We start from the raw sequence: 12,395 nt of genomic DNA, 5'->3' as shown, positions 1-12,395 counted from the left end.
TGTCCTGAAATTCGTTACTTAGGTTCAGCCGGGTTTGGCTCGACTTTGAAGGTGCCAGCTTTGATCTCAGCGCGGCGCGCTTCCATCTTCGCTTCGACGTCTGCTGGTGCCGAACCCTTGACGTAAACGATGTCGTTGCCGCCTTCCTTCATCAGACTGAATGGCGTGTAGTCCTTGCCGGTTGGCGATCCGGCTTTAACGTCAGCGATGGCCGCATTGAGGATCGGGCGGAAATTCCACATCGCATTGGCGAAGACAGTGTCAGGATAGCGTGGCGTATAATCGATCAGCGAACCAATCGCTTTGATGCCGCGTTCCTTGGCAGCATCTGCCGTACCGATGCGTTCGCCAAACAGAATGTCTGCGCCAGCGTCGATCTGTGCAAGACCCGCTTCACGTGCCTTTGGTGGATCGAAGAACGTGCCGATAAACGACGCATTGAACTTCGCATCCGGGCGGGTTTCTTTTACGCCCTCCTGAAATGCGTTGATGAGCATGTTGACTTCAGGAATTGGAATAGCGCCAACCGAGCCGAATGTACCGGTTTTGCCCATGCCACCTGCGAGCATGCCTGCAAGGTATGCTGCTTCAAAGTTCCAGGTGCCGAATACGCCGAAATTATCGCCCTGCTCTTTGCCGGACGAACCCATGATGAAGGTCGTCTGCGGATAATCTGCTGCGACCTGACGCGCTTCACGTTCAACCGCATAGGATTCACCGACAATCAGCTTGATGCCTTGCTCGGCATATTCGCGCATGGCGCGGGGATAATCGCTGGCAGAAACGCCTTCTGAGAAGACATATTCAATAACGCCTTCATCATTGGCCTGCTTGAGCGCTTCATGAAGGCGCGAGTTCCATGCATTTTCGACGGGCGATGCATGGATGCCTGCAACTTTCAGCTTTTCTTCGGCTGCGAAAACGCTGGTGGTGAGTGCGGTTGCACCGAGTGCTGCCGACATGACGAGAACGCTGCGGCGTGTGAATGTGGATATTTTGGTCATAGGAACCCCTCTTGGGTGATTTTAGACGTGCAATTATGCGCGACTTTTTGCTCTGCCTCTTTTGTTGAGGCTTATGAGCAATGTCACGTATTTCAGACGAATCTGCCGTTAATTCAAGCGCTTTTATCAGACGATTGAAAAACAGGCATTAGTTTTCCGTCGCATTTCTGTGGGTATTATCCGCGTGGCGCGTAATCCGCACCATCCACGGATGAAGGCCGTCCTGCTAGGTTCAAATTGCTGATGCGCTGCGGTGTTTCGGCAATGATCTTGCCGCGCTTGACGACTGTCAGGCGGTTGGCCTTGAGACGCAGTGCTTCCAGCGGATCGCGTGCCTGAAGCACGACAAAATCTGCGTTGCAGCCTTTTTCAAGACCGTAACCTTCGAGACCAAGCGCTTTGGCCGAATTAACGGTGAGCGAATTAAAGACCTGCTTTTTGCCTTCGATGGATGTCATCTGCGCCACATGAACGGCCATATGGCCAACTTCCAGCATGTCGCCTGAACCCATCGAATACCATGGATCCATCACGCAATCGTGGCCGAAGGCTACGTTAACACCAGCAGCCATCAGTTCCGGCACGCGGGTCATACCGCGGCGTTTCGGATATGTGTCGGCGCGTCCCTGCAAGGTGATGTTGATGAGCGGGTTTGGAATGGCATTCATTTGCGCTTCTGCGATGAGCGGAATGAGCTTGGAAACGTAATAGTTATCCATGGAATGCATGGAGGTGAGATGCGAGCCAGACACGCGGCCTTGCAGACCAAAGCGCATGGTCTGTGCTGCCAATGTTTCAACGTGGCGCGACATTGGATCGTCGGTTTCATCACAATGAATATCAACCGGCAGGCCACGTTCAGCAGCAATGCGGCAGAGCTCTTCAAGCGAGGCTGCACCATCAGCCATGGTGCGTTCAAAATGCGGAATACCGCCCACGACATCAAGGCCCATATCAAGTGAGCGGTTGACGAGATCGACAGCGCCCGGCGAGCGATAATAGCCGTCCTGCGGGAAGGCTACCAGCTGCAGATCGATGTAAGGCTTTACCTTTTCGCGTACTTCGATCATCGCTTCGGCAGTGAGAAGGCGTGGATCACTGACATCGACATGACTGCGGATAGCAAGCAAGCCCTGGCTGACGGCAAGATCGCAATAGCGCAGAGCGCGTTCAACCATCGCTTCAACGGTCAGCATTGGCTTTAGCTCGCCCCAAAGTGCAATGCCTTCCAGTAGTGTCCCCGACCGATTGAGGCGCGGCAAGCCAAGCGAAAGGGTCGCGTCCATATGGAAATGTGGATCAACAAAAGGAGGCGTGACCAGACGGTCTGATGCGTCGATTTCTTTCGCTGCCTGATGTTCACCCTTGGATGGGACAATATCGGCAATCTTACCATCCTTGACCAGAATGTCCTGCTTTTCACGTCCGTCGGGAAGATTGGCGTTTCTTACAATCAGATCGAACATCGGCAGCCTCTTGGTCGTTATAAAAATATGAGCGCTATAAAGTGCTGCTCATTTCTCGTTTGACTTATACCCAACTTTGCATGCTTGCAATGCTAACGGAGCCATAAGGGGTCGTCATCCGCTACGTAAAATGCTAGGCCGCAGAAATACCGTTTGCAGGATAGACATGTTCACCATCAGCCGCATTGAGACCATTACGCAGGAGATCAAGAAGAGCCGCTTTTTAGGCGTCGCTGCTCCTGTTGCGAATGAACAAGCGGCGAAAGACTTTTTGGCTGAACATTCCGATCTTGCTGCCAATCATAATTGCTGGGCATGGCGCATTGGTCAGAATTATCGTTTCAGCGATGATGGCGAACCAAGTGGCACGGCGGGCAAGCCCATTTTACAAGCCATTGATGGTCAGCAGCTTGATAATATCGCAGTGGTCGTCACGCGCTGGTTCGGCGGTATTTTGCTGGGTAGTGGCGGATTGATGCGCGCATATGGCGGCACAGCGGCCATGTGTTTACGACAAGCGGAAAAGACCGAGGTGATCCCGGTTATAGGGTTCCAATTTGGGTACGACTTCTCCGATCATGCACTGATTAAAGCGCGTCTCACGGCTGTTGAACATGTGACGATCATCAGCGAAAACTTCACAGCGACGGGCGTTGAAATTATCGGCGCGATGCCGCTCGCTGTTCAAGGTGAACTGGCGCAACTCGTGACAGATCTCACGCGCGGAAAAGCGATTATCAAGTTTGATGAATGATTAAGAGCGCATCCCGAAAAGTGTGAAACGGTTTTCGGGATGCGCGTAAAGTAAAAATTAGAGCGCGACGCGCTCTAAGAGAGCTGAGACTTTCGCAATGCTTCCGTCGAATAATGTTTGCGCTTATCCGCATACATCAGAAGATCAGCGCGCTTGGCAACTGTCTCGAGATTTTCGCCCGGCATACTGGTAGCCGCACCCATAGAAAGCTCAATCTTAAGGTGTGAATAATACTGATTGTTGATGTCGATCAGCCGACGAATGTCTTCCATGACAGCATCCGCGCCACGTTCATCGATATAAGGCAGAACGACCGCAAACTCATCACCGCCAATGCGGGCTGCGTGACCGGGTAGTTTGACGGCTTCGTTCAGAACTTCGCCGATCCGGCGTAGCAGGCCGTCACCACTCGCGTGCCCAAGCTGGTCATTGGCCGTTTTAAGGCCATTAAGGTCAATAATGATGATTGAGACAGGCTCGTGGTTTTTGCGCTCAAGCCGATTGAGTTCGTCAACATAGAATGCCCGGTTATGCAACTTGGTCAGAACATCGTGTTTGCCAAGATATTCGAGATAGGCTTCAGCTTTTTTGCGGGCTGTAATGTCAGCAAGCGCGACCTGAACAAGCGACCAATCGTTTTCATGCCCCGGAAGAACTGAGAATTGCAACAATAAATGTCGTTCTGTGCCATCAAGTGCATAATTGACGACTTCACGGCGTTGAAAATAGACGCCATTCCAGAGATCAATCAGTTGTTCGCGAAAATTCGTCTCCATGTCGTCTTTGAAGACATGTGGCAGGTTTTTCAGAAGCGTTTCTTTATTCGGTGCTGCAAACAAATCCAGCGTTTCACGATTGATGTCGAGAACGCGAATTTCGCTCATGCACTGGCGTACAAATTCTGGATGCACGTCCGTAAATATCCGAAAATCTTCTATCCCACGTTCGCGGATGTCATCCATCAATTGCTTGATACGGCTGAAGTCTTCAACCCAAAGCGAAACAGGCGAATGCTCGAATAGGCCTTCGGCATGCTGTTTGTGCTTGCTTTGCTCGCGCCGCGCTTCTTCGCGTGCTGTCACATCTTCAATGGATAAAAGAACTCGGTCCCACGTTTCCTCGTGCCCCGGAAGAACCACGCCTTTGAGCTGAATATCGAGACGTTTGCCATTGAGTGAATAGTTGATGGTATCGCTGTTAAACGCGTTGTCGCCATTCCAGAGCTGCACCATTTCGTCGATATGCGGGTCGAGCATGTCGTCACGGAAAACACGTTCCAGATTTTCAACCAGATGGTTGAAATCCTGCGCTTCATAAAGCGACAGCGTTTTGCGATTGACCTTGAGAACACGGATATGACTTGTGCAGATACGCAGGCGGCTCGTGTCTTCTTTGAGAAATGCTCTTAAATCCGTAACGCCAAGCTTCCGCCACTGTTCGAATTGCTCACGCAACCCGCTGTAATCTTCGAGCCAAAGAGAAATAGGTGCGAGTTCGAAAACATTGGCACCGTCATTCAAAGCGAATTCCATATTCATGATCAGGCTCTCAGACCGAAGCGAAACGGTAGCAGGTGCGTGTCGGATGCCACACCGAAAATGCCTTATATGATGGAGTATAATAATTAACCAGTGTTTATATAGCCGAAGGTTTATTAACCAAAATTATAAGCGATTGGCGAATAATCAGATTGGTAGAGACATCTGGCCCGATAACAATTATCGGTTGTTTGGGGAATTTTTATAATTCATTTGTTTTCTCGTCCTATGACTGCCGATGAAAGCGAACGAGATTTGCCTTGCGGGCATGCATCACGGGGATACGTTAATATGGATGAGCGGCACAAAAGCCATGAAGTGCCTTTGGCCGTTGATCTTGACGGAACGCTGATCGCGACTGACCTGCTGTGGGAAAGCATTTTCGTTCTACTGAAAAGAAATCCACTATATCTGCTTTTGCTGCCCGTCTGGTTGGTTTCGGGCAAAGCCAACTTGAAACAGCAAATTGCAAGCCGTATTTCGTTTGATGTTTCTTTGTTGCCATACAGGCAGGATTTTCTCGATTATCTGCGGCATCAACATGCAAGAGGGCGCAGACTGGTGCTTGCAACGGCGGCTGCGGAACCGTTGGCGCGGGCCGTTGCAGAAGAGCTAGGAATATTTGAAGCGGTCTTTGCGACCTCGGGCGCGACCAACTTGTCTTCGCATCGTAAAGCGAAAGCGCTGACAGAGCATTATGGTGCAAGAGGCTTCGATTATGCCGGTAATGACCGTGCGGATCTTGCAGTTTTTGCGGCTGCGCGCGAAGCGATCATTGTAGCACCTGATCGTGCCGCATCGCGCTTTCAGAAGGCAAATGACAGCCAGTCATTTCAAAAGCCAGCTACTGGTTTAAAGCCATATCTCAAAATGCTGCGTGTGCATCAATGGCTTAAAAACCTGCTGGTTTTCGTACCGGCTATTCTGGCGCATACGATCTTTTTTGCAGAAGACTTTATTGCTTCAATTTTAGCCTTTGTTGCGTTTTCTGCTGCGGCTTCAGCGATATATATCATCAATGATATCATTGATTTGCCGCTCGATAGACAACATGCGAGGAAGCGGCTGCGTCCCTTTGCAAGTGGCGCGCTCAGCATTCCTTTTGGCCTTAAAGTTTCATTTCTGCTGCTCGTGATTACCGCAGTAACCTGTTTCTTTTTGCCATTGGCCTTCAGTCTGGTCATCGGCACTTACCTTGTCGCAACGACAGCTTATTCGCTTGTTTTGAAACGCGCACTTCTTGTCGATGTTATCTGTCTCGCGGCGCTCTATGCGCTTCGGCTTTTGGGTGGCACTGCGGCGACAGAAATTCCACAGTCATTCTGGCTGATGGCTTTCGCGATGTTTTTCTTTTTGTCGCTGGCGCTGGTCAAGCGCTATGTGGAACTTCAGAACTCGACGGCAACGGAAAAAGATCGCATCGCTGGTCGCGGCTATCGACCGGAGGATATGGATATTGTCGGGCAAAGCGGTGTCGCGTCTGGCTTCACGGCTGTTGTGGTTTTGGCGCTTTACATTAACAGCGCAGCCGTTCAGCAGCTCTATACCTATCCGTGGCTGATCTGGCCGTTGGTTCCGATTGTCCTCTACATCATTATCCGTGTCTGGATTTTGGCGCATCGCAAAGAGATGGACGACGATCCGGTCGTGTTTCTCGCCAATGACTGGCGCAGTCAGGTCGTGATCGCGATAGGAACAATCCTGCTATTTGTTGCCGGGATGCGATGATGGACCAGTCTTTTGACAGTTTTGGACGCATTGATCGCCGCAAGCGTAACGTGATTGCGTTCGACGATGTATTTTCCAAACTGGAAGGCCCGGAAACGTTGCTCGCTTTCGGCAATGGGCGGTCTTATGGCGATAGTTGCCATAATGATGCGGGCTTGCTTGTGCCAATGCGCACGCACAATCACATTGTCAGTTTCGACCCGCATACCGGAATTCTGGAAGCGGAATCTGGCGCGCTGTTGAGCGAAATTATCCAGGCGGTGGCCAAGTACGGCTATTTTCTGCCGGTTACTCCCGGTACGCGTTTTGTGACGCTTGGCGGTTCAATCGCCAATGATGTTCATGGCAAAAATCACCATGTGCGTGGCACTTTCGGCAGTCATGTGGAGAGTTTTGAACTGCTTCGTTCAGACGGTGTGCATTACCAATGTTCGAGTGCTGAGAACCCTGAGCTCTTCGCGGCAACCATTGGCAGTATGGGCCTGACGGGGCTTATCCTCAATGCCCGCATACGTCTGATGCCGGTTGGATCACTGGATGTCGAAGAACGCATCACACCGTTTAAAAGCCTGTCTGAGTATTTCGCAATTGCGGAAGAAGCCGACCGCGACAATGAATATGCGGTGGCTTGGGTGGATCAACTGGCAACGGGTCGCTCGGAAGGGCGTGGCGTTTTGATTACCGGTCATCACGCGATCAATGGTAATCGCAGCGTGAATACTGGCGCGGCGCGGCTCGGGGTCCCGTTTGATCTGCCATTTTCGATGCTTAATAAGGTGAGCCTGACAGCCTTTAACAACTTATATTTTTATACAAAGCGCCGTAAGCAGGAGCCGCATCTGACAGGCTTTGCGGGCTTTTTCTATCCGCTGGATGGTTTGCACAATTGGAACCGCTTTTACGGCCCCGCCGGGCTATATCAGCATCAGAGCGTCATACCTTTTGAGGCGGCAGAGAAAACAATCCCTGCAATGCTGGCAGCAAGTCGCGATGCTGGACAAGCCTCTTTCCTGACAGTTCTCAAGCGCTTCGGTGATCTGCATTCTCCGGGGCTGCTGTCATTTCCAAGGCCTGGTTATACGCTCACGATGGATTTTCCCAATCGCGGGCGCAAGACGCTTGATCTGCTGGACCAGCTTGACAAAATGACCGTTGAGGCAGACGGGCGCGTAAATCCCTATAAGGATCAACGCATGAGTGCCGAGACATTCAAGGCAGGCTTTCCAGAATGGCGGCAGCTTGAAGACATGCGCGATGCGCGGTTTTGCTCTGATTTCTGGCGGCGTACCGCTCTCACTAATTAAAACGGGACAGATCATGAAATATATCCCATTCATTCTCTTTACGGTCGCGACGAATGCGGCAGCACAGCTATTGCTTAAATACGGAATGATGACGTTCAGTAATGCCAGCTATACAGCTGACACGCTGATTTATCGGATATTTCAGATTTTATTTAATCCGTGGGTTTTCGCTGGTCTGACCATGTTTGTGATTTCCATGGCGTCGCATATGTATGTGCTCTCTAAAGTCGATTTATCATTCGCATATCCTTTCCTAAGCCTTGCCTATGTCGCTGTGGCAGTGTTCGCATGGCTTTTATTCAAGGAAGAGCTGGGCGCCTACAAGATCGCGGGTATTGCATTCATTTGCATTGGAACTGTGCTGATCGCACAGAGCGGTAAGACGCCCAACGCTGAACAGAACGCAGTGGTTCAAGACCGTACACCAGTTTAATTTTTAGAGCCGGGGCAGGATTATGAGACATATTATTTTCGGTGGCGATGGGTTTGTGGGGCGTTATCTGGCTCCCATGCTTCTCGCTGATGGCCATGAAGTCGTTGTTGCAGACATAGTGAAAAGCGATCTGGCGCATTATAGTGATGCGACTTTCGTGCATACGGATGTGACTGACCCGGAAGCCATCCGCAAGCTTGGGCTTCGCGCCGACGATATGGTCTATAATCTCTCGGCCAAAATGCTTTCACCGCTTCAGGTGCGCGCCAAGCGTCATGATTTCTTCTTTCCGGTCAACTATTACGGTACGGAAAACATTATCAAGGCAATGGACGAGGCTGGCGCAAAGCGCCTCGTGCATTTCACCACCGATATGGTCTATGGCCACACTTATGTCTGGCCGCAGAAGGAAGATCACCCCTGCAATCCACTTGGTGAATATGGCCTGTCGAAGCTGAAGACCGAGGAATTGGCCGCAGAATGGCGCAAGAAAGGGATGAACATTTCGCTGTTCCGTCCGCGCTTGATTATCGGACCGGGACGCCTTGGCATTCTGGAAAAGCTGTTCAAGCTGATCGATAACAATCTGCCCGTGCCGATGATCGGATCGGGCAAAAATCCTTATCAGTTTATTTCCGTGTTCGACTGTGCGTCTGCTTGCTATGCCGCTTTCAAGGCAGGCGTGCCGAACGAGGTTTATAATCTCGGCTCGCTCAATCCGCCGCCGGTGCGCAAATTGCTTGGCGATCTGGTCAAACACGCGGGCTCGAAATCCATTTTGGTGCCGACACCAGCCTGGGCGGTCAAGCGCACGCTGGATTTCCTCGACTGGCTCAACAAGCCTTTGATGGACCCCGAGCAGTATCTGATTGCCGATGAAATGTGCGTTCTTGATGTGTCGAAAGGCGAGCGGGAACTCGGCTGGGTGCCGCAATATCGAGATGAAGATATGCTGATCGCAGCCTATAGCGAATATCACAAAAAGCTTGCATCGAAGGCAGCGTGAGGACAGGCCATGACAAATTTAGTAACGACAAATACCACGCCTAAGCCGAAACTTCTGACGGTTGAAGACGCCAAGGCGCTTGACCTGCCGCGCATGACTGAGCTTTTCACTGGACACCTAAATCCGGGACAGCTTCATTTCATGAAGCTGCTCGGCTTTCACAAGGTGAAAATCGAGCGTGCCGAAGGCATGTATTATTATGACCAAAATGGTCGCAAGATTCTCGATTTCTTCGGTGGCTTCGGGTCTCTGGCGCTGGGGCACAATCACCCGCGTATTCTGGAAGCACGCCGCAAATTTCAGGAAGAAATGCGGCACGAAATTGCGATTGCTTTCATGTCGCAATATGCGGCAGCGCTCGCTTATGACATTGCCGCCTGCTCGCCGGGCGATCTTGATATGGTGTTCTTAGGCTCGTCCGGTTCGGAAGCAATGGAAGCTGCTATCAAGGTTGCAGAACGTGCTGCAGGGCCGAAGAAGCCGAAGATCGTCTATGCCGAAAATTCTTTCCACGGCAAAACCAAGGGTGTGCTCTCGATCACCGATGGCGGGCTTTATCGTGGTGAGTTCAAGCTGGTCGATAATACGGTGCGCGTACCGTTCGGCGATATTGATTCAATCGAAAACGCGTTCCGCTCAGACCCTGAAATTGGCGTCATCGTGCTAGAAACCGTTCAGGGCGGCGGCGGCATCATTCAAGCCGATACTGTATTCTGGCAGAAGCTGCGCCAGCTCTGTGATCAGTATGGTGTCATCTGGATTGCTGATGAAGTGCAGTGCGGATTTGGTCGGACAGGAAAATTCTACGCGTTTGAACATTATGGGGTTATTCCCGATGTCACGGCGCTAGCCAAGTCATTGGGCGGTGGCAAGACAGCGATGGCTGCGATGATTGCAAAGCGTGACGTCTATATGAAAGCCTATGGTACGCCAAAGACGGCGATGATCCACGCCATGGCAACTTTCGGCGGTATTGGCGAAGCCTGCATCACCTCAATTGAAACAATCAACGTGCTTTACGACGAGCATCTCATCGATAACTCGGCGGAAACCGGTGATTATCTGCTGGGGCGTCTTAATGAGCTGCACGCACGCTATCCGAAACTCATCAAGGACGTGCGCGGCAAGGGCATGATGGTTGGGCTGGAGTTTCATGACTTCTCCAACGCCATGCCAATGGTACTTCGCCCTGTGCTGGCTATGCTTGATGACAAGTTGAAAGGCTCACTGCCGGGCTTTATTGGTAGTCATCTGCTGCGTGATCACGGCGTGTTGGTTGCCTTCACAGAGTATAATCGCAACGTGATCCGGCTCGAGCCGCCACTTATTTGTGGCCGTCAGCATGTGGATGAGTTCATCACAGCGCTGGATGAAATTCTCGGACGCGGCATTGTTGGCATCGTCAAAGACTTCGTGAAAGCGCAAATCAAGTAAAGCGAAAAAGCCGGGTGATTTCACCCGGCTTTTATTTTTGCAGAATGCCGGGACGCAGCAATAAATCCCAGCAAGGGTCGAGCGCAACCACATCGCGATCTTTGAGCGCATCGGCATAGATTTCCTGCAAGGCAAGGCGCGATGTCGTCATCGGGCATTTAGGCCTCAATACGCCATCAGTTGCTTCAACCGCAGCTTTGGTTTCAGGCGACATGGCGAGAACAGTGCGGAACGGATCTGCACCAATTTGGATTTTACGGGTCGCATTGCGATCAAGTAGCCAAGGAAACGGATCGGTGAAGTCGAGCGTCATCAGCGTATCAAGATGCAGACCGGATTTCGTCTCAAATTGTTTAAACGCTTTAACGGCTTTGTCAGCTGAGATGAGCCAATACATTTGATAATCAAGTTCGGAATAAAGGCGCCAGCTTGGCAGCTGTCCTTGCATTGCAAGGGTCTCATAAGGCGCGGGGTAATTGGCATAATGCTCGGGCAGCAATTTTGCGCGAGTCATAATGTCAGGCCGGGCCGAAACTTGGCGCATGTTTTTCAGCTCGGTCACAGGCGGTTGCACATAGGTTGGTGCCACAGCGATCGCCCGCAAAGTTCGATGCGTTACTTTGCTAAAAGTTGGAATAACGCAGAAAGCTGCGAGCACCACGAAAGCGATTTTGGCTTTGCCTTCGACATGTTTGATACGATCGTAGATCATCAGCAAAACTGGCCAGATAAAAATAAATTCCTGACTGCCGGTGTTTTGTGTCTCTACAGCAATGCCGCCGAACAAAATGACGGCAACCCATATCGAACTACGGTCGAAAAAGCGGTCACGACCTATGCTGCGTGTGGTTTCGAGCCATAGCAGAACCACAACAAGAATTGCAGTTGGCAGAATGACGTCCAATGTGCCGGAAACAACCGTCAGGAAACGCGGCAGCAATGCATCTTCGTTCAATAAAAGCAGCTGCTGAATGTCCGCAATATAAGCCGAAACTATGTGATTGTTTAATTCGAGTGCCACGAGGGCGAATAGCGCAAGAGCCGTCGAAACCAGAACGCTTTTAAGTGAGATGCGCCCAGCCAGAATTGCAGTCAGACCGAAAAGACCACCAACAAAAAATCCGGTGATTTTTGTTAGAAACAGTGCGAGCATAACAACGGCACAAAAGGCTGCTAGTTTGCGGCCATCTGCAATAAACATCAGTCCGCATGTCAACACATAAAGCAGCAGCGATACCTGACGATTATAGATGCCGAAGCCATCCAGCCCCGGATAAGATGTGTAAGTCTGCACGTTGGCGGGAAAGATGGCAAAGACCAGGAATGGAATGAGAAGTGCGAAGGCAAGCGTTCTGCTTTTTCTATCAACTTCCAGAAGCACGACGATCATCAAAGGTGCTGCAACTGCAAGCAATGACCATTGCACAAGCAACAAAGATTGGGCGTGTGGAAAAAGCTTCATGCCCCATGCGAAAAGATAATATCCAAGCGGCCCAACAGGCGTTGAAAAGTCGACCGATGGTATTTGTCCTGTATGAATACGTTGAGCTGCATCCAGATAGAGATACGTGTCCCAATACATCGGCCCAATTGGAACGGTCAGCGTGACGCTCAATAGGCCTAGCAGGGCTAAAAGCACGAACAGCATCCACCAGATTGGTTTGCCCGGAAAACGGGACTTTGCAGATTTTGTTTCTGGCAATCTGGATGCTGAAATTTTCAAATCTT

General features: G+C 50.9%; 10 protein-coding genes. 6 read left to right on the top strand and 4 right to left on the bottom strand.

Annotated elements, in window-relative coordinates; all coding sequences use genetic code 11:
• Positions 1-14: 14 nt before the first annotated feature.
• Together WH356_RS09440 and WH356_RS09435 are read right to left on the bottom strand one after the other, a co-directional pair.
• The gene (locus WH356_RS09440) at positions 15-1,004 is read right to left on the bottom strand and encodes a BMP family protein (RefSeq protein ID WP_339510110.1); all 990 of its coding nucleotides are present in this window, start codon (positions 1,002-1,004) and stop codon (positions 15-17) included.
• Between the two features lie 176 nt (positions 1,005-1,180).
• Positions 1,181-2,470 carry an amidohydrolase family protein gene (locus tag WH356_RS09435; protein ID WP_339510108.1) on the bottom strand — a complete coding sequence of 430 codons (1,290 nt, stop codon included), beginning with the start codon at positions 2,468-2,470 and terminating at the stop codon, positions 1,181-1,183.
• 166 nt (positions 2,471-2,636) lie between these two features.
• Here WH356_RS09435 and WH356_RS09430 point away from each other — a divergent pair, with 166 nt between their 5' ends.
• Positions 2,637-3,224, top strand: a complete 588-nt coding sequence (locus tag WH356_RS09430; protein ID WP_339510106.1) for an IMPACT family protein — start codon at positions 2,637-2,639, stop codon at positions 3,222-3,224.
• A gap of 74 nt (positions 3,225-3,298) precedes the next feature.
• On the opposite strand, the gene WH356_RS09425 is transcribed toward WH356_RS09430, so the two are convergent.
• The gene (locus tag WH356_RS09425; RefSeq protein WP_339510104.1) at positions 3,299-4,762 is read right to left on the bottom strand and encodes a sensor domain-containing diguanylate cyclase; all 1,464 of its coding nucleotides are present in this window, start codon (positions 4,760-4,762) and stop codon (positions 3,299-3,301) included.
• Positions 4,763-5,053: 291 nt separating this feature from the next.
• Here WH356_RS09425 and WH356_RS09420 point away from each other — a divergent pair, with 291 nt between their 5' ends.
• From WH356_RS09420 to WH356_RS09400, 5 genes are read left to right on the top strand one after another with little or no spacing between them, the layout of a single operon-like run.
• Positions 5,054-6,490, top strand: coding sequence for a UbiA family prenyltransferase (locus tag WH356_RS09420; protein WP_339510101.1), 1,437 nt, complete (start codon positions 5,054-5,056; stop codon positions 6,488-6,490).
• Positions 6,490-7,794, top strand: a complete 1,305-nt coding sequence (locus tag WH356_RS09415; protein ID WP_339510099.1) for an FAD-binding oxidoreductase — start codon at positions 6,490-6,492, stop codon at positions 7,792-7,794. Before WH356_RS09420 ends, WH356_RS09415 begins: the two co-directional genes overlap by 1 nt.
• Positions 7,795-7,807: 13 nt before the next feature.
• Positions 7,808-8,227, top strand: a complete 420-nt coding sequence (locus tag WH356_RS09410; RefSeq protein ID WP_339510097.1) for an EamA family transporter — start codon at positions 7,808-7,810, stop codon at positions 8,225-8,227.
• A 22-nt stretch (positions 8,228-8,249) separates the two neighbouring features.
• Positions 8,250-9,233 (top strand): NAD-dependent epimerase/dehydratase family protein, encoded by a 984-nt coding sequence (locus WH356_RS09405; protein ID WP_339510094.1) that lies wholly within the window; start codon positions 8,250-8,252, stop codon positions 9,231-9,233.
• 9 nt (positions 9,234-9,242) lie between these two features.
• Complete coding sequence (locus WH356_RS09400; RefSeq protein WP_339510093.1) at positions 9,243-10,667, top strand: aspartate aminotransferase family protein; 1,425 nt, start codon at positions 9,243-9,245, stop codon at positions 10,665-10,667.
• A 31-nt stretch (positions 10,668-10,698) separates the two neighbouring features.
• Here WH356_RS09400 and WH356_RS09395 read toward each other — a convergent pair whose 3' ends face one another.
• Positions 10,699-12,384, bottom strand: coding sequence for a hypothetical protein (locus WH356_RS09395; protein ID WP_421565692.1), 1,686 nt, complete (start codon positions 12,382-12,384; stop codon positions 10,699-10,701).
• Between the last annotated feature and the right edge of the window lie 11 nt (positions 12,385-12,395).

Source organism: Ochrobactrum sp. MYb379, from assembly GCF_037479515.1.
In the GTDB taxonomy this organism is placed as follows: Bacteria; Pseudomonadota; Alphaproteobacteria; order Rhizobiales; family Rhizobiaceae; genus Brucella.
This window is presented reverse-complemented; position numbering and strand designations above follow the sequence as displayed.